This window comes from Rhizobium sp. 01N447_2, assembly GCF_056399245.1.
Genome location: NZ_JBFTQY010000001.1, coordinates 203,186 through 222,789 on the forward strand (window position 1 = coordinate 203,186; position 19,604 = coordinate 222,789).

General features: G+C 62.2%; 11 protein-coding genes. All 11 read left to right on the forward strand.

The features are described 5' to 3' along the window. Nucleotides 1-116 precede the first annotated feature (116 nt). The 11 genes from AC1ECN_RS00975 (at nt 117) to AC1ECN_RS01025 (ending at nt 19,600) form a co-directional block, all read left to right on the forward strand. The gene (locus AC1ECN_RS00975; protein WP_130662231.1) at nt 117-794 is read left to right on the forward strand and encodes a response regulator; all 678 of its coding nucleotides are present in this window, start codon (nt 117-119) and stop codon (nt 792-794) included. Next, nucleotides 791-2,173 (forward strand): sensor histidine kinase, encoded by a 1,383-nt coding sequence (locus AC1ECN_RS00980; RefSeq protein WP_130662232.1) that lies wholly within the window; start codon nt 791-793, stop codon nt 2,171-2,173. The genes AC1ECN_RS00975 and AC1ECN_RS00980 overlap by 4 nt, the downstream gene beginning before the upstream one ends. Before the next feature lie 107 nt (nt 2,174-2,280). Then, entirely contained in the window at nt 2,281-5,607 is a 3,327-nt protein-coding gene (locus AC1ECN_RS00985; protein ID WP_477951898.1) for a transglutaminase family protein, read from the forward strand. Between the two features lie 27 nt (nt 5,608-5,634). Further along, nucleotides 5,635-8,052 carry a circularly permuted type 2 ATP-grasp protein gene (locus AC1ECN_RS00990; protein ID WP_130662234.1) on the forward strand — a complete coding sequence of 806 codons (2,418 nt, stop codon included), beginning with the start codon at nt 5,635-5,637 and terminating at the stop codon, nt 8,050-8,052. A 5-nt stretch (nt 8,053-8,057) separates the two neighbouring features. After that, the gene (locus AC1ECN_RS00995; RefSeq protein ID WP_477951900.1) at nt 8,058-8,936 is read left to right on the forward strand and encodes a transglutaminase family protein; all 879 of its coding nucleotides are present in this window, start codon (nt 8,058-8,060) and stop codon (nt 8,934-8,936) included. Between the two features lie 117 nt (nt 8,937-9,053). Beyond that, entirely contained in the window at nt 9,054-10,292 is a 1,239-nt protein-coding gene (locus AC1ECN_RS01000; protein WP_024322321.1) for a pilus assembly protein, read from the forward strand. Nucleotides 10,293-10,567: 275 nt separating this feature from the next. Beyond that, a complete protein-coding gene (locus AC1ECN_RS01005; RefSeq protein WP_075224411.1) occupies nt 10,568-13,030 on the forward strand; it encodes a glycogen/starch/alpha-glucan phosphorylase in 2,463 nt (820 codons plus the stop codon). Beyond that, nucleotides 13,027-15,234: a 1,4-alpha-glucan branching protein GlgB gene (gene glgB, locus AC1ECN_RS01010; protein WP_130673099.1), complete on the forward strand. Its 2,208-nt coding sequence runs from the start codon at nt 13,027-13,029 to the stop codon at nt 15,232-15,234. Before AC1ECN_RS01005 ends, glgB begins: the two co-directional genes overlap by 4 nt. A gap of 19 nt (nt 15,235-15,253) precedes the next feature. Further along, nucleotides 15,254-16,516 carry a glucose-1-phosphate adenylyltransferase gene (glgC, locus tag AC1ECN_RS01015; protein ID WP_477951903.1) on the forward strand — a complete coding sequence of 421 codons (1,263 nt, stop codon included), beginning with the start codon at nt 15,254-15,256 and terminating at the stop codon, nt 16,514-16,516. A 3-nt stretch (nt 16,517-16,519) separates the two neighbouring features. Beyond that, a complete protein-coding gene (gene glgA / locus AC1ECN_RS01020) occupies nt 16,520-17,962 on the forward strand; it encodes a glycogen synthase GlgA (protein WP_128403361.1) in 1,443 nt (480 codons plus the stop codon). 6 nt (nt 17,963-17,968) lie between these two features. After that, on the forward strand, nt 17,969-19,600 hold the full coding sequence (locus tag AC1ECN_RS01025) for an alpha-D-glucose phosphate-specific phosphoglucomutase (RefSeq protein WP_128403360.1): 1,632 nt from the start codon (nt 17,969-17,971) through the stop codon (nt 19,598-19,600). The last annotated feature ends 4 nt before the right edge of the window (nt 19,601-19,604 follow it).

A 19,604-nucleotide genomic window follows, 5' to 3' on the forward strand; every position in this document is an offset into this window, starting at 1 on the left:
AAGCATGACAGCGTCCTTTGCGCGTCTGAAGGACGCGCGGCACCGTAGATTTCAAAATCGCTGTGACATCCCTCCTTCACCTCTGTAATCTCCTTTGAAAAACAGGGGAAACATCCGTGCGCATCCTGCTCACCGAAGACAATATCGCGCTGGCCGACGGCCTGTCGGCGATCTTGCGCGGCACGGGCCATGCCGTCGATGTCGTCCATGACGGGGCGTCTGCCAATGCGGTCATCGCCGCAGAAAATTTCGATCTGGTGATCCTCGACCTCAACCTGCCCGAGATGGACGGACTCGACGTGCTGCGCGCCATGCGCGCCCGGCAGAACCAGGCGGCCGTCCTCATCCTGACCGCGCGCGGCACGCCGGAAGAGCGCGTGAAGGGGCTCGATCTCGGCGCCGACGATTATCTGATCAAGCCCTTTGATATCGCCGAGTTCGAGGCCCGTGTGCGCGTGCTGCTGCGTCGCCAGGCCGGCCTGCGTTCGGCGATGGTCAGCTTCGGCGGCATCTCCTTCGATCTCAATTCCCGCACCTTTTCATCGGGCGCCACGCCCCTCGATATTCCCGCCCGCGAACTCGGCCTGCTCGAAATTCTGTTCATGCGGGCCGGCAAGGTCGTCGCCAAGGAGGCGATCATTCAATCGCTGACGGCCTTCGACGACGACATTTCCGCAAACGCCATCGAGCAATATGTCAGCCGCCTGCGAAAGCGCCTCTCGCCGCACGGCCTGACTGTGAAGACTGCCCGCGGCATCGGCTATTATCTCGACAAGCTGCCCGAGGCCTCATGAAAGCCGCCTATTCCCTCAGACGCCGGCTGCTCTTCTGGCTGCTCGTCTCCACAGCCGTCATCGGCACGCTGGCACTCGCCGATACCTATCGCGAGGCGGTCCAGACATCGAACATCGTCTCCGACCGCGTGCTTGCCGGCTCCGCGTTGGCGATCGCCGAACGCGTCGTCGTCGCCGAGGACGGCACGCTGCAGGTCGATATCCCCTATGTCGCACTTGAGATGCTGACCTCGGCCGCGCAGGATCGAGTCTTCTACCGCGTCGACGGCCCGCCGGGCCAATTCATCACCGGCTACCAGTCCTTGCCGGTCCTGAAGAAGACGCCGGGCGATGCGGCCGCCTTCGCCGACGATACCTTCCGCGACGAGCCGATCCGCATCGCCACGCTCGAACGCTCGGCCTCGACGGGCATCCGGTCCGTGCCCTTTGTCGTGACGGTCGCCGAAACCACTATCGCCCGCCGGCAGTTGGCGCAGGCGATTCTCGTCCGCTCCGCACTCCGCCTCGCCTTCATGATCGCGGGCGCGGCCGTCATCGTCTGGATCTCGGTCACGGTGGCGCTCCGCCCGCTCTACAAGCTCGGCGACGCCATCGGCGAACGCAGCCCCGATGACCTGCATCCGATCAAGCAGACCGTACCGAGCGAGGTCGAGCCGCTGGTCGAAACGGTGAATTCCTTTATGGTCCGCCTGCAGTCGGCGCTCGATGCGCTGCGCCATTTCACCGGCAATGCCAGCCATCAGCTGCGCACACCGCTGGCGATCATCCGTACCCAGCTTGCCCTGTCCGCCCGCGCCGGCTCGCTTAATGAGGCGCAGGCCGCAGCGCTGAAGGGCGATCAGGCCGTGGCGCATGCCGAGCGCATCCTTGCCCAGCTTCTCCTGATGGCGAAGATCGACGCCGCCACCGCCAAGGAGGCGCTGACCGCCTCCGCCATCGATCTTGCCGCCATCGCTCAAGAAATCACCGGCGAGCAGATCCCGACGGCCGCCGTCGCCGGCATTGATCTCGGATTTGAGGGCGAAAGCCCGGCAATGGTCCGCGCCGAGCCGCTGCTGATCGGCGAAATGCTGCGCAACCTTGCCGGCAATGCCATCGCTTATGCCGGCAAGGGAGCTGAGGTCACCGTCCGCATCATCGCCGCATCAGAGACGATCCGCCTCGAAGTCGAGGACAACGGCCCCGGCATTCCGCGAGAAAAGCTGGCGGCGGTGCGTGGACGTTTTTCGCGCGGCAATGAGACAGGTGCGCCGGGTGCCGGCCTCGGCCTGCCGATCGTCGATGAAATCGCCAATCTTTTCAACGCCGCCCTGACGCTGGAGCCGGGCAAGGACGGCAGGGGCCTGAAGGCTGCCGTCACATTTACCAAGGCGGCGTAAAGCCGTCGGCCCCTTGACCTTCCACCTTGCTTTCTTTCGCTGCATTGCACACAGTGCTTTTTGGGAACAGCAAGCCGCACGACGATGCGCGCCGGATAAAAAGAAATATGTCGATCAAAGCCAGTATCTATCATCTGACGCACTACACCTATGACAAGCCGATCYGTCTCGGCCCACAGATCATCAGACTGAAACCTGCCTCGCATTCGAAGACACGGGTGCTCAGCCACTCGCTGAAGGTCACGCCCTCCAACCATTTCGTCAACCTGCAGCAGGATCCTTACGGCAACTACCTTGCCCGCTACGTCTTCCCGGACCCGGTGACGGAGTTCAAGATCGAGGTCGATCTCGTCGCCGACATGACGGTCTACAATCCCTTCGACTTCTTCGTCGAGGAAGAGGCGACCAAGTGGCCCTTCGGATACCCTGAAACGATCCAGGAGGATCTGTCGATCTACATGACGCCGGAGCCGGCCGGTCCGCGCTTGAAGGCGCTGCTGCCGACGCTCGACTGGTCGCCCGACCAGCCGACGGTCGATATGATCGTCGGCCTGAATGCCCGTCTGCAGCGGCAGATCGGCTATGTCATCCGCATGGAAACCGGCGTGCAGACGCCGGAAGAAACGCTGGAAACCGCCAAAGGCTCTTGCCGCGACACCAGCTGGCTGCTCGTCCAGATCCTTCGCCATCTCGGCCTTGCCGCCCGCTTCGTCTCCGGTTACCTCATCCAGCTGACGCCGGACCTGAAGGCGCTCGACGGCCCCTCCGGCACCGAAGTCGATTTCACCGACCTGCATGCCTGGGCAGAGGTCTATCTGCCCGGCGCCGGCTGGGTTGGCCTCGATCCGACGTCCGGCCTGCTGACCGGCGAAAGCCATATCCCGCTTGCCGCAACGCCGCATTACCGCAACGCCGCACCGATTTCCGGCGGTTATTTCGGCGAGGCCGAAACCGAATTCGCCTTCGACATGAAGGTCTCGCGCGTCGCCGAACACCCGCGCATCACCAAGCCCTTCTCCGATGAAAGCTGGGAGGAACTCAACGAACTCGGCGAGAAGGTCGACCGCGTCCTCGAAGCCGAGGACGTGCATCTGACGATGGGCGGCGAGCCGACCTTCGTTTCGATCGACGATTTCCAGTCCGAGGAGTGGAACACCGCCGCCGTCGGCCCGACCAAGCGCGAAAAGGCCGACATCCTGATCCGCAAGCTGCACGAACGCTTCGCCCCTGGCGGTTTCCTGCATTATGGCCAGGGCAAATGGTATCCGGGCGAAAGCTTGCCGCGCTGGACCTTCTCGCTTTACTGGCGCCGCGACGGCAAGCCGGTCTGGCAGAACCTCGATCTGGTCGCCGCCGAAGGCAAGGATACCGGCGTCAAAGCCGAGGATGCCGAAAAGCTCCTGACGGCAATCGCAAAGGAGCTGGCGATCAAGCCTGATATGGTGCAGCCGGCCTATGAGGATCCCGCTGACTGGATCATCAAGGAAGGCAGCCTTCCCGAAAACGTCGACCCGGCGAATTCGAAGCTGAAGGATCCCGAGGAACGCAACCGCATCGCCCGCGTCTTCGCCCGCGGCCTCACCACCCCGACCGGTTACATCCTTCCGGTTCAGGCTTGGAATGCCAAGGCAGCGCAAAGCCGAGTCTGGGTCAGCGAGAAATGGCGCACCCGACGCGGCAAAATCTTCCTCGTCCCGGGCGACAGTCCGATCGGTTACCGTCTGCCGCTCGGCACACTGCCCTATGTTCCCCCGGCGCGTTACCCCTATATCCACCCGGCCGATCCGACGATCCCACGCGAACCGCTACCTGATGTCTTCGTACCGGCTGGCCGGGCCATGCCGGAAGCCTCTTTCCATGCCGACGAGAGCAATCGCGGCCGGGTCGAACAGACGCTCGGCGAGCTCCGCGGCGCTGTGCGCACCGCCATGTCGGTCGAGCCGCGCGACGGCAGGCTCTGCATCTTCATGCCGCCGGTCGAGCGCATCGAGGATTATCTCGAGCTGATCGCCGCCGCCGAAAACGCCGCAGCCGAACTTAAGCTTCCCGTCCATATCGAAGGTTACCCGCCACCGCAGGACGAGCGCATCAACGTCATCCGCGTCGCCCCGGATCCCGGTGTCATCGAGGTCAATATCCATCCGGCCTCCAACTGGAAGGACTGCGTCGACATCACCACGGCGATCTACGAGGAGGCGCGCGCCACCCGGCTCGGCGCCGACAAGTTCATGATCGATGGTCGCCATACCGGTACCGGCGGCGGCAACCATGTCGTCGTCGGCAGCGCCAATCCGAACAACAGCCCCTTCCTGCGCCGTCCCGATCTCTTAAAGAGCGTCGTCCTCCACTGGCAGCGTCACCCCTCGCTCTCCTACCTCTTCTCCGGCATGTTCATCGGCCCGACCAGCCAGGCGCCGCGTATCGACGAGGCTCGTCACGACAGCCTCTACGAGCTGGAGATCGCCATGGCGCAGATCGGAGCCCCCGGCCGTGGCCAGCAGCCGCTGCCCTGGCTCGTCGACCGCCTGTTCCGCAATCTTCTGACCGACGTCACCGGCAACACCCACCGCGCCGAGWTCTGCATCGACAAGCTGTTCTCGCCCGACGGCCCGACAGGACGGCTCGGCCTCATCGAGTTCCGCGGTTTCGAGATGCCGCCGAACGCGCGCATGTCGCTTGCCCAGCAATTGCTGGTGCGCGCGCTGATCGCCCGCTTCTGGGTCAATCCCGTCGACGGCAAGTTCGTCCGCTGGGGCACGACCCTGCACGACCGTTTCATGCTGCCACATTTCGTCTGGGCCGACTTCCTCGACGTGCTTGCCGATCTTCGCGAAAACGGCTTCGACGTCAGCCCGGAATGGTTCAAGGCCCAGCTCGAATTCCGCTTCCCCTTCTGCGGCGAGGTCGAATACGAGGGCTCGAAGCTGGAACTGCGCCAGGCGCTGGAGCCCTGGCATGTCATGGGCGAGGAAGGCGCGCCGGGCGGCACCGCCCGTTACGTCGACAGCTCCGTCGAACGCCTGCAGGTGCGGCTCGAAACCGACAATGCCTCGCGTTATACCGTCACCTGCAATGGCCGCACCCTGCCGCTGACGCCGACAGGTACGTCGGGCGTGTCGGTCGCCGGTGTCCGTTACAAGGCGTGGCAGCCGGCCTCGGGTCTGCATCCCGTCCTGCCGATCAACACACCTTTGACTTTTGACATTTATGATACATGGTCGAAACGTTCGATCGGCGGCTGCATCTATCATGTTGCCCATCCGGGTGGCCGGACCTATGACACCTTCCCGGTCAACGGTAACGAGGCGGAAGCAAGACGGCTCACCCGGTTCGAGCCGTGGGGGCATACGGCGGGCGGATACATTCCGCGCGTCGAGACGGGTTCGCCGGAATTTCCGCTGACGCTGGATCTGAGGCGGCCCGCCGGGGTTTGAGGCCGAGGGTTTGAGGCTTAAGTTTTGATGGGCAAGAAGCCGGCAGTGGAGCGCAAGGAAGAGGCAGAGGACCGCATCGCCAAGAATGCGGCCTTCGACTATGCGCCGCTGCCCGATACCGCCGATGAGATGGTCGACAACGACGGCGTCGTCCGCCCCGTCTGGCAGAATTTCCTCTCGCATCTGAGCGCAATGCCGGAAAAGGATCTCGCCGAGCGTTTCGCCCGCGCCGACCGCTACCTCCGTGATGCCGGCGTCTTCTATCGCGCCTATGGCAGCAAGGGCACCGGCGAGCGAGCCTGGCCGATCTCGCATATCCCGGTGCTGATCGACGAGCGCGAATGGCAGACGCTGTCGGCGGGCCTCGTCCAGCGCGCCGACCTGCTGGAAGCGATCATCGCCGATATCTACGGCGACAACCGGCTGGTGGAGGAAGGTTTCCTCCCACCGGCACTGATCGCCGCCAATCCCGAATTCCAGCGCCCGCTCGCCGGCATCAAGCCGGCATCCGGCCATTATCTGCATTTCTGCGCCTTCGAGATCGGCCGCGGGCCCGACGGCAACTGGTGGGTGCTCGCCGACAGGACGCAGGCTCCCTCAGGCGCTGGTTTCGCGCTGGAAAGCCGCGTCGCGACGACTCGTGCCTTCTCGGATATCTATGCTGAAACCCCGGTCCATCGCCTCGCCTCCTTCTTCGGCGCCTTCCGCGACGCGCTACAGGGCATGAAACATTCGGGCGACGACCGCATCGCCGTGCTGACACCCGGCCCCGCCAACGAGACCTACTACGAACACGCCTACATCGCCCGCTATCTCGGCTTCATGCTGCTCGAGGGCGAAGATCTGACCGTCGTCAAGGGCCGTGTCATGGTGCGCACCGTCGCCGGCTTGAAGCCGATCGGCGTGCTCTGGCGCCGTCTCGATTCAGCTTTTGCCGACCCGCTGGAGTTGAACCAAAATTCGCATATCGGCACGCCCGGCCTCGTGGAAGCGCTGCGCGCCGAAAGCCTCACCATCGTCAATGCGCTCGGCACCGGCATTCTTGAAACCCGGGCGCTTCTCGCCTTCATGCCGACCATCTGTCACCATCTGCTTGGCGAGGATCTGCATTTGCCCTCGATCGCTACCTGGTGGTGCGGTCAGGAGGAAGAGCGCGAGCACGTGGCAAAAAACATCGAAAAGATGGTCATCGGCCCGGCCTATTCCCGTGCTCCCTTCTTCGACGATAACGGCGAATCCGTGCTCGGCTCATCGCTGCGCGCGGCTGCCAAGGATTCGATAACCGACTGGCTGAGTTCGGACGGCCCGAAGCTCGTCGGCCAGGAGGTCGTCACGCTGTCGACCACACCCGCCTGGGTGGACGGCAAGCTCGTGCCGCGGCCGATGTCGCTGCGCGTATTCGCCGCGCGCACCGCAAACGGCTGGCAGATCATGCCCGGCGGTTTTGCCCGCATCGGCTCCGGCGCCGATGTTGCGGCGATCGCCATGCAGTCCGGTGGTGCGGCCGCCGATGTCTGGATCGTCAGCGACAAACCGGTCGAGCGCCACACGCTGCTGCCCGCCGAAGGCAGCTTCACCCGCAACATGCCGGGCAGCCTGCCGAGTCGGGCTGCCGACAACCTGTTCTGGCTCGGCCGCTACATCGAGCGCGCCGAAGGGGCGCTACGCATCCTGCGCGCCTGGCATGCGCGTTTCGCCGAAGCCGCCGATCCGAGCCAGCCGCTGCTCGCCGACGTCTCCGACTATCTCACGGCCGTCGATATCGATACCGCCGACGCCGTGCCGGAAACGCTGCTGCGCAACATCGACAGCGCTGTTTATTCGGCCAGCAACATCCGCGACCGTTTCTCGCCGGACGGCTGGCTGGCGCTCAACGATCTCGCCAAGACCGCCCGCCGCTTCCACGTCACCGTCGCTGCCGGCGACGATGCCAGCCACGCGATGACAATCCTCTTGCGGAAGCTTGCAGGCTTCGCCGGTCTCATGCACGAAAACATGTACCGCTTCACCGGCTGGCGGTTCCTTTCGCTCGGCCGTTATATCGAACGCGGCCTGCACATGACGCGCCTGCTCGGCCACATGTCAGGCCCGGAAGCGCCTGACGGCGCGCTCGACATGCTGCTAGAGATCGGCGACAGCGTCATGACCCATCGCCGCCGCTATAACGTCAACACCGCTCGGCTGACTGTCACCGACCTCTTGGCGCTCGACCCGCTCAACCCGCGTTCGGTCCTCTTCCAGGTGAACGAGATCCATCACGAAGTCGAACAACTGCCGAATGCCATGATCAACGGCCAGATGTCGCCCTTCTACCGCGAGGCGATGCGGCTCCATTCCGGCCTGGCGGTGATGACTCCGGAGGGCATGGGGGTCGAGGTCTATCAACGGCTCGAGCGCGAATTGGAGCAGCTTTCCGATCTGCTCGCCCAGACTTATCTCGGGTGACGGCGATGCTCTACGATCTCTCGCTGCACATGGGTTACAGCTACGACGCGCCAGCCTCCGGCGCCCGCCACATCATGCGCCTGATGCCCCTGTCGCTCACCAATCGGCAGCGGCTGATCGCCGGCTCGATCACCATTTCGCCCTCGCCGGACGAGCAGTCGCATTTCGTCGATTTCTTCCATCACCCCACCACCTCCTTCCTGCTGCGCGCGCCGCACGAGACGCTTGACATTCGTATGCAGGCCCGCGTGCAGGTGGAAAGCCAGCCGATCGCCGCCGATTTCTCGCCGCTGCTTGCCGACCTGCCGGAGGAGATATCAGGCATGTGGTCGCTGGCGCCGGATTCGCCGCACCACTTCCTCGGGGACAGCCCGCGCCTCACCGAAGCGCGCGAGATCGCCGACTATGCGCGAAGCTGCGCCACGCCTGATCTGACGGCCATCCAGATCGCTCATGCGCTCTGCGCCCGCATCAACAAGGATTTCACCTACGACCCGGAGGCGACGACGGTCGACACCACGCCGATMGAGGCGTTCAAGCTGAAGCGCGGCGTCTGCCAGGATTTCACCCATGTGATGATCCAGGCTCTCAGAAGCCTCGGCATTCCGGCCGGCTACGTCTCCGGCTTCCTGCGCACCATCCCGCCACCAGGCAAGGAACGGCTGGAAGGGGCGGACGCCATGCATGCCTGGGTGCGCATCTGGTGCGGCGAGACGATCGGCTGGATCGAACTGGACCCGACCAACAACATTCCCGCCGGCATGGACCACATCGTCGTCGCCTACGGCCGGGACTATTCCGATGTCGTCCCCGTCATCGGTGTCTTGAAGAGTTATGGCGGCCACCGCGCCGTCCAGGCGGTCGACGTCATTCCGCTGAAATAATCCCAAAACTGGAAAAATCCGACGATTCGTTAAAATTGTATTGACGCCGTAAGGACAGCGGAAAGGAGGAGCGTGCCTAATATCACCCCACAGGGCCTCCATATACGGGTGAACATGATGAGCACCTCCTTTCTACAGACTCCCTGCCTACGTCGCATGCTTGGCGACCGTGGCGGTAATTTCGGAATCATGACGGCGATCCTGCTGCCCGTCCTTTTCGGGGCGGCCGGCATGGCGATCCAGGTGGGCGACATATTGCTCTCGAAGCAGCAGTTGCAGGAAGCAGCCGATTCGGCCGCGCTGGCAACCGCGACCGCGCTGGCAAACGGCACGATCCAAACCTCGCAGGCAGAGGCCTTCGCGCGGGATTTCGTCGCCGGGCAAATGGCGAATTACATGCAGAGCAGCGTCGATATCAAAAGCACGACAGGCGTCGATGTCCGGGCAACGACATCGGGAAAGTCGACATCCTACCAGGTAACTGTTTCACCGAGTTATGACCTAGCGGTTAACCCGCTCATGCAGGCGGTCGGCTTCAGCACGCAACATCTTTCGACGTCGGGCACGACGGTTAGCGGCCATTCGCAAACCCAGGGCTCCATCTCGATGTATCTCGCCCTCGATAAATCAGGGTCGATGGGAGACCCTACCGCAACCGTTAACGCAGATGATCCGACCGAATCCTTTACCTATGACTGCAACCTCCACTACAACAGCAAGAATAATAAGTGGGTTTACGACAAATGCACCGGCAGCCGCACAAATTACTACACCAAGATAGAGGCGCTGAAGCTCGCTGCCGGCAATCTTTTTGGTCAACTCAATAGCGCGGATCCCAACGCAGAATATGTGCGCACAGGCGCGGTATCCTACGATATCGTTGAATACCCAGCTAGCAGTCTCGCCTGGGGGACTGTCGGTGTCTCAAGCTATGTCAACGCACTTCAGGCAAATGGCGGCACAAATTCCAGCGGCGCAATGAACACGGCCTACTCGTCTTTGACCGCTAAGAACGCCGCTGGGAACGACGCCGAAGACGCCGCCCACAAGCAGAAAACCGGGCAAGTGCCGAAAAAGTATATCGTCTTCATGACCGACGGCGACAATAACAATGATAGCAGCAACGGCCGTTCATACGACACACTGACCAAGACGACATGCGACACAGCAAAGTCCAAGGGCATCGAAATCTATACGATCGCCTTCATGGCACCCTCCGGCGGACAGGCGCTGCTGCATTATTGCGCCTCCGATGACGCCCATTATTTCCAGGCGGAAAAGATGGAAGATCTGCTTGCCGCCTTCAAGGCGATCGGAGCGAAGGCCTCCGCGCAGCTGACGCGTCTGACGAACTGACGATCGGTCCCGGCGAAAAGCCGAACAAAAAGCCGCTCCGGAACAAAGGGAGCGGCTTTTCGTTATCGCTATCCCACCCATCTGATCGGGAAAAGCGATTGAAATCAACCCCCTCGGCCCACCTGATTATGAAGGTTTCGCAAATTTTTCGTTTGTCCAAATCCCTTGTTGCAAGTGCTTAGTAACGATGCATAAACTGTCGCCGGCGCAAGCGACGAATTGATTAAATCAGGCATAACATCCTGAAACCAAATTAAAATTGGCGAGACCTGACGATGAACACTGTTTCCAAGCCGATCATCCCCTCCCCCGCCCCTCGCAGTTCAAGGCCGGAAATTCTCGCTGAAGAAATCATCGAACGTCTGACCTACCGCATCGGCAAGGATGCCAAGGTGGCAAAGCCGCATGACTGGCTGACGGCGACGATCCTGGTGGTGCGCGACCGCATCATCGACAGGTGGATGGCGTCCACCCGCGAGGTTTATGCGACCGGCGCCAAGCGCGTCTATTATCTTTCTCTTGAATTCCTGATCGGCCGCCTGATGCGCGACGCCGTCTCCAACCTCGGCCTGATGGAGGAGGTGCGCGATGCACTCGCCTCGCTCGGCGTCGATGTCAACGTCATCGCCGGCCTGGAGCCGGATGCCGCGCTCGGCAACGGCGGCCTCGGCCGTCTGGCTGCCTGTTTCATGGAGAGCATGGCGACGGTCGACGTGCCCGCTTATGGCTACGGCATCCGCTATGTCCACGGCCTCTTCCGCCAGCAGCTGGCCGACGGCTGGCAGGTGGAACTGCCGGAAAACTGGCTCGCCCATGGCAATCCCTGGGAATTCGAGCGCCGCGAAAGCGCCTATGAAATCGGCTTCGGCGGCGCCGTCGAATTCATTACCACCCATGACGACCAGCCGCGCTACGTCTGGAAACCGGCCGAGCGCGTCATTGCCGCCGCCTTCGACACGCCGGCCGTCGGCTGGCGCGGCAAGCGCGTCAACACGCTGCGCCTCTGGTCGGCGCAACCGATCGATCCGATCCTGCTCGATGCCTTCAACGCCGGCGATCACATCGGCGCGCTCCGCGAAAGCAACAAGGCCGAGAGCCTGACCCGGGTTCTCTATCCTGCCGACGCCACCCCGGCCGGCCAGGAACTGCGCCTGCGCCAGGAATTCTTCTTCTCATCGGCCTCGCTGCAGGACATTCTGCGCCGCCATCTGCAGCAATATGACGACTTCACCTCGCTGCCGGACAAGGTGGCGATCCAGCTGAACGACACTCACCCCGCCGTCTCCGTCGCCGAACTCGTCCGCCTGCTCTGTGACGTACACGGGATGGATTTCGACCAGGCCTGGGAAATCACCCGCCATACCTTCTCCTACACCAACCACACGCTTCTGCCCGAAGCGCTGGAAAGCTGGGCGGTGCCGCTGTTCGAGCGTCTGCTGCCGCGTCACATGCAGATCATCTATGCGATCAATGCCAAGATCCTGATCGACGCTCGCAAGGGCAAGAACTTCTCCGATGCGGAAATCCGCTCGATCTCGCTGATCGATGAAAGTGGCGATCGCCGCGTGCGCATGGGCAACCTCGCTTTTGTCGGCTCGCATTCGATCAACGGCGTCTCGGCCCTGCACACCGACCTGATGAAGGTCACGGTCTTCGCCGACCTGCACAAGCTCTATCCCAACCGCATCAACAACAAGACCAACGGCATCACGCCGCGCCGCTGGCTGCAGCAGTGCAATCCTGGTCTCACCGGCCTGATCCGAGAAGCGATCGGCGACGAATTCCTCGATGATGCCGAGAAGCTGCGTGCGCTCGACGTGCATTCCTCCGATCCGGCTTTCCAGCAGAAATTCGCAGCGGTAAAGCGCGCCAACAAGGTGGCACTCTCCAACCTCGTCGCCAGCCGCATGGGTGTGAAGCTCGATCCGTCGGCGATGTTCGATATCCAGATCAAGCGCATCCACGAATACAAGCGCCAGCTGCTGAACATCATCGAGGCCGTCGCGCTCTACGACCAGATTCGCTCGCATCCCGAGCTCGACTGGGTGCCGCGCGTGAAACTCTTCGCCGGCAAGGCGGCGCCGAGTTATTACAATGCCAAGCTCATCATCAAGCTGATCAACGACGTCTCCCGCACGATCAACAACGATCCGTCGGTACGCGGCCTGCTGAAAATCGTCTTCGTGCCGAATTACAATGTCTCGCTCGCCGAAGTCATGGTTCCGGCCGCCGACCTCTCGGAGCAGATCTCGACCGCCGGCATGGAAGCCTCCGGCACGGGCAATATGAAGTTCGGCCTGAACGGCGCGCTGACGATCGGCACGCTCGATGGCGCCAATGTCGAGATGCGCGACAATGTCGGCGAGGACAACATCGTCATCTTCGGCCTCAAGGCCGACGAGGTGTCGAAGGTCCGTAGTGACGGCCACAATCCTCGCGCCATCATCGAGGGATCGCGCGAACTCGCCCAGGCGCTTGCCGCTATCGGTTCTGGCGTCTTCTCGCCTGATGACCGCAATCGCTACACGGCGCTGATCGACGGCATCTATTCGCATGACTGGTTCATGGTCGCCGCCGACTTCGACGCCTATGCCCAGGCCCAGCGGGAAGTCGACCAGATCTGGACCAACCAGTCCGCTTGGTACACCAAGACGATCAACAATACGGCGCGGATGGGCTGGTTCTCTTCCGATCGTACCATCAGGCAATATGCAGACGAAATCTGGAGAGCCGGATGAAAACGCCGAAGACCGTCCCTGAAGTAAAGCTTTCCTGGGAAATTTCGGCAGATGAAATCACGGCAATCCTTGCCGGCTCGCATTCCAATCCCTTTGCCGTCCTGGGTGTGCACCAGGCCGGCGACGCTTTCGTCGCCCGGTGTTTCATCCCGGGCGCGGAGGAGGTAACCGCCATGACGCTTGACGGCAGCGTCATCGGCGAACTGAAACAGCTCCATGCCGACGGCATCTTTGCCGGCCCGGTTTCCCTCACCAAGCTCCAGCCGGTGCGTTACCGCGCCCGGCGCGGGGATGCCGAATGGGCAGTCACTGATCCCTACAGTTTCGGTCCGGTGCTCGGACCGATGGACGATTATTTCGCCCGCGAGGGTTCGCACCTGCGCCTGTTCGACAAGATGGGCGCCCACCTCATCAAGCATGACGGCGCCCAGGGCATCCATTTCGCCGTCTGGGCGCCGAATGCGCAGCGCGTCTCCGTCGTCGGTGATTTCAACAATTGGGACGGCCGTCGCCACGTGATGCGCTTCCGCGCCGATAGCGGCATCTGGGAAATCTTTGCCCCTGACGTACCGATCGGCGTCGCCTACAAGTTCGAGATCCGCGGCCAGGACGGCGTATTGCTGCCGTTGAAGGCCGACCCCTTTGCCCGCCGCAGTGAGCTCCGACCGAAGACCGCTTCCATCACCGCCGCCGAACTGGTGCAGGAGTGGGAAGACGAAGCCCATCTGAAGCACTGGCGCGAGACCGACAAGCGCCGCCAGCCAATCTCGATCTACGAGGTGCATGCCGCCTCCTGGCAACGCCGGCAGGACGGCACAATGCTGTCCTGGGACGAGCTCGCCTCCAGCCTCATCCCCTATTGCGCCGACATGGGCTTCACCCATATCGAATTCCTGCCGATCACCGAGCACCCCTATGATCCCTCCTGGGGTTACCAGACGACCGGCCTCTACGCGCCGACCGCGCGTTTCGGCGAGCCGGAAGGTTTCGCCCGTTTCGTCAATGGCTGCCATAAGGTCGGCATCGGCGTCATCCTCGACTGGGTGCCGGCGCATTTCCCGACCGACGAACACGGTCTCGGCTGGTTCGACGGTACGGCGCTCTACGAGCACGAAGACCCGCGCAAGGGCTTCCACCCGGACTGGAGCACGGCGATCTACAATTTCGGCCGCACCGAGGTCGTTTCCTATCTCGTCAACAACGCGCTCTACTGGGCCGAAAAATTCCATCTCGACGGTTTGCGCGTCGATGCCGTCGCCTCGATGCTCTACCTTGATTATTCACGCAAGCACGGCGAATGGATCCCGAACGAATATGGCGGCAACGAGAACCTCGAAGCGGTGCGTTTTCTGCAGGATCTCAACATCCGCATCTACGGCAAAAATTCCAACGTCATGACCATCGCCGAGGAATCGACCTCCTGGCCGAAGGTCTCGCAGCCCGTCCATGAAGGCGGCCTCGGCTTCGGCTTCAAGTGGAACATGGGCTTCATGCACGACACGCTGAGCTACATGAGCCGCGATCCCATCTACCGCGGGCACCACCACAACGAGCTCACCTTCGGCCTACTCTACGCCTATTCGGAAAATTTCGTCCTGCCGCTCTCGCATGACGAGGTTGTCCACGGAAAAGGCTCGCTGATCGCCAAAATGCCAGGCGATGATTGGCAGAAATTCGCCAATCTGCGCGCCTACTACGCTTATATGTGGGGCTATCCCGGCAAGAAGCTGCTGTTCATGGGCCAGGAATTCGCCCAGTGGAGCGAGTGGAGCGAGGAGAAGGCCCTCGACTGGAACCTGCTTCAGTATCGCATGCACGAGGGCATGCGGCGCCTGGTGCGCGACCTCAATTTCACCTATCGCAGCAAGCCGGCACTGCATGAGCGTGACTGCGAGGGCGAAGGTTTCGAATGGCTGGTCGCAGACGACCACCAGAATTCCGTCTTTGCCTGGCTGCGCAAGGCGCCGGGCCAGAAGCCGGTCGCCGTCATCACCAATTTCACCCCTGTCTATCGCGAGAACTACTCGATCCGCCTGCCGTCCGCAGGCCGCTGGCGGGAAATCCTGAACACCGATGCCGACATTTACGGCGGCAGCGGCAAGGGCAATGGCGGGCGCGTGCAGGCCGTCGATGCCGGCGGCAACATCACCTGCTCGATTACCTTGCCGCCCTTGGCGACAATCATGCTTGAACCTGAAAATTAGTGACTGGTGGGAGGAGAAAATGGTAGAAAAGCGCGTTCAGCCACTTGCCCGCGATGCAATGGCTTATGTCCTGGCAGGCGGTAGGGGAAGCCGTCTCAAGGAACTCACCGACCGGCGTGCCAAGCCGGCCGTCTATTTTGGCGGCAAGGCCCGCATCATCGATTTCGCCCTGTCGAACGCCCTGAATTCCGGCATCCGCCGCATCGGCGTCGCGACGCAATACAAGGCCCATTCGCTGATCCGTCACATGCAGCGCGGCTGGAACTTCTTCCGCCCCGAGCGTAACGAGAGCTTCGATATTCTGCCCGCCAGCCAGCGCGTCTCCGAGACGCAATGGTATGAAGGCACGGCCGACGCCGTCTATCAGAACATCGACATCATCCAGGATTACGGCGTCGAATACATGGTCATTCTCGCCGGTGACCACGTCTACAAGATGGACTATGAATGGATGCTGCAGCAGCACGTCGATTCCGGCGCCGACGTCACCATCGGCTGCCTGGAAGTGCCGCGCATGGAAGCGGTCGGCTTCGGCGTCATGCATGTCAACGACAAGGACGAGATCATCGCCTTCGTCGAGAAACCGGCCGATCCGCCGCCCATTCCCGACAAGCCGGATTTCGCCCTCGCCTCGATGGGCATCTACGTCTTCCACACCAAGTTCCTGCTCGATGCGCTACGCCGCGACGCCGCCGACCCGACCTCGAGCCGCGACTTCGGCAAGGACATTATCCCCTATATCGTCAAGAACGGTAAGGCGGTCGCCCACCGCTTCGCCAAGTCCTGCGTCCGTTCGGATTTCGAGCACGAGCCCTACTGGCGCGACGTCGGCACGATCGATGCCTATTGGCAGGCCAATATCGACCTGACGGCGATCGTTCCGGAGCTCGACATCTACGACAAGTCCTGGCCGATCTGGACTTATGCCGAGATCACCCCGCCGGCGAAATTCGTCCATGACGACGAGGATCGCCGCGGCTCGGCCACCTCCTCCGTCGTGTCAGGCGACTGCATCATCTCGGGCGCCATGCTCAACAACAGCCTGCTCTTCACGGGTGTCAGGGCCAACTCCTTCTCCAAGATGGAAGGGGCCGTCATCCTGCCGAACGTGAAGATCGGGCGGCGCGCGCAGCTCAAGAATGTGGTGATCGACCATGTCGTCGTCATTCCGGAAGGCCTGGTCGTCGGCGAGGATCCCGAGCTCGATGCCAAGCGCTTCCGGCGGACGGAAAGCGGCATTTGCCTGATCACGCAACCGATGATCGACAAGCTGGATATCTGACTTATGAAAGTTCTTTCGGTTTCGTCCGAAGTCTTCCCTTTGATCAAGACAGGGGGTCTGGCCGATGTGTCCGGCGCCCTGCCGATTGCTCTGAAAGCCTTCGGGGTCGAGACCAAGACCCTTCTGCCCGGCTATCCCGCCGTCATGAAGGTCATTCGCGACCCGGTCGTCAGGCTCGAATTCCCTGACCTGCTCGGTGAGCGAGCGACCGTGCTCGAGGTCCAGCACGAGGGCCTCGATCTGCTCATCCTCGATGCGCCGGCCTATTACGACAGGCCGGGCGGGCCCTATCTCGATCCGCTCGGCAAGGACTATCCCGACAACTGGCGTCGGTTCGCCGCTCTGTCGCTCGCCGCCTCCGAGATCGCCGCCGGCCTGCTGCCCGGCTGGCGGCCGGATCTCGTCCACACCCACGACTGGCAGGCGGCGCTGACGTCGGTCTATATGCGTTATTATCCGACGCCGGAACTGCCGAGCGTGCTGACTATCCACAACATCGCCTTCCAGGGCCAGTTCGGTTCCGAGATCTTTCCCGGCCTGCGCCTGCCTGCCCATGCCTTCGCCACCGACAGCGTCGAATATTACGGCACTGTCGGCTTCCTCAAGGGTGGGCTTAAGACCGCGCATGCGATCACGACAGTCAGCCCGACCTATGCCGATGAGATTCTGACGTCGGAATTCGGCATGGGGCTGGAGGGCGTCATTGCCAGCCGCATCGACGATCTGCACGGCATCGTCAACGGCATCGACGCCGATATCTGGAACCCGGCGACCGATCCCGTCGTCCACACCCATTACGGCCCGACGACGCTGAAGAACCGCGAGGAGAACCGTCGCTCGATCGCCGAATTCTTCCACCTCGACAATGACGACTCCCCGATCTTCTGCGTCATCAGCCGCCTCACCTGGCAGAAGGGCATGGATATCGTCGCTAACGTCGCCGACGAGATCGTCGCCATGGGCGGTAAGCTCGTCGTGCTCGGCTCCGGCGAAGCCGCACTTGAAGGCGCGCTGCTCGCCGCAGCTGCCCGCCATCCCGGCCGCATCGGCGTCTCGATCGGCTATAACGAGCCAATGTCGCACCTGATGCAGGCCGGCTGCGATGCGATCATCATCCCCTCGCGCTTCGAACCCTGTGGCCTGACCCAGCTTTACGGCCTGCGTTACGGCTGCCTGCCGATCGTCGCCCGCACCGGCGGCTTGAATGACACGGTGATCGACGCCAATCACGCCGCACTTGCGGCGAAAGTCGCAACCGGCATACAATTTGCGCCCGTAACCGAAACAGGCATGCTACAGGCAATCCGCCGTGCGATGCATTTTTATCAGGACCGAAAACTCTGGACCCAATTGCAAAAGCAGGGCATGAAATCGGATGTCTCCTGGGAGAAGAGCGCCGAACGCTACGCTGCCCTCTATTCAAGCCTCGTCTCGAAAGGCATGTGACCTAAAATGATCAAGTCCGTCCCCACCACGCCCTATCTGGATCAGAAACCCGGCACGTCGGGCCTGCGCAAGAAGGTTCCGGTCTTCCAACAGCCGAACTATGCGGAGAACTTCATCCAGTCGATCTTCGATTCGCTGGAAGGTTATCAGGGCAAGTGCCTCGTCATCGGCGGCGACGGACGCTACTACAATCGCGAGGTCATCCAGAAGGCGGTCAAGATGGCCGCGGCCAATGGCTTCGGCAAGGTCATGGTCGGCAAGGGCGGCATCCTCTCGACGCCGGCCGCTTCCCACATCATCCGCAAATACAAGGCTTTCGGCGGCATCATCCTCTCCGCCAGCCACAATCCCGGCGGCCCGACCGAAGACTTCGGCATCAAATACAACATCAACAATGGCGGCCCGGCGCCGGAAAAGATCACCGACGCGATCTATGCGCGCTCCAAGACGATCGACAGCTACAAGATCGCTGATTTCGCCGACGTCAATCTCGACCGCATCGGCAAGGACGAGCTTCCCGGCGGCACGATCCTCTCGGTCATCGACCCGGTCGAGGACTATGCCGCGCTGATGGAAGAGCTGTTCGATTTCGGCGCCATCCGCAATCTGATCAGCCTCGGCTTCCGCATTGCCTTCGATGGAATGAGCGCTGTCACCGGCCCCTATGCCAAGGAAATCTTCGAAAATCGTCTCGGCGCGCCCTCGGGCTCGGTGCGCAATTTCATGCCGCTGCCGGATTTCGGCGGCCATCATCCGGACCCGAACCCGGTTCACTGCAAAGAACTCTTCGATGAGATGATGGGCGATGACGCGCCCGATTTTGGCGCCGCCTCCGACGGCGACGGCGACCGCAACCTGATCATCGGCCGGGGCATCTTCGTCACCCCTTCCGACAGCTTGGCGATCCTTGCCGCCAACGCCAATCTCGCCCCCGGCTATTCCGGCGGCCTTGCCGGCATCGCTCGCTCGATGCCGACATCAGGCGCGGCCGACCGCGTCGCTGAAAAGCGCGGCATCGGCATGTATGAAACGCCGACCGGCTGGAAGTTCTTCGGCAACCTGCTCGACGCCGGCATGGCGACGATCTGCGGTGAAGAAAGTTCCGGCACGGGCTCCAGTCACGTCCGCGAAAAGGATGGCCTCTGGGCGGTGCTGCTGTGGCTGAACATTCTTGCCGTGCGCGGCGAGAGCGTCGCCGATATCGTCACTCAGCACTGGCAGACCTACGGCCGCAACTATTACTCACGCCATGATTATGAAGGCCTCGACACCGATGCCGCAAACGGGCTAGTGGACAATCTGCGCAGCCAGCTTTCCACCCTGCCCGGCGAGAGCTTCGGCAACCTGAAGGTCGAGAAGGCCGACGACTTCGCCTATCACGACCCGATCGACAAATCGGTGAGCGAACATCAAGGTATCCGCGTGCTCTTCGAGGGCGGCTCCCGCGTCGTCTTCCGCCTGTCCGGCACCGGCACGTCTGGCGCAACCTTGCGTGTCTATATCGAACGTTACGAGCCGGATTCGACTCGCCACAACATCGAAACGCAGGAAGCGCTCGCCGATCTGATCGCGGCCGCCGAAAGCATTGCCAGCATTCGTGAACGCACGGGACGCGATGCGCCAACCGTGATCACCTGATCCG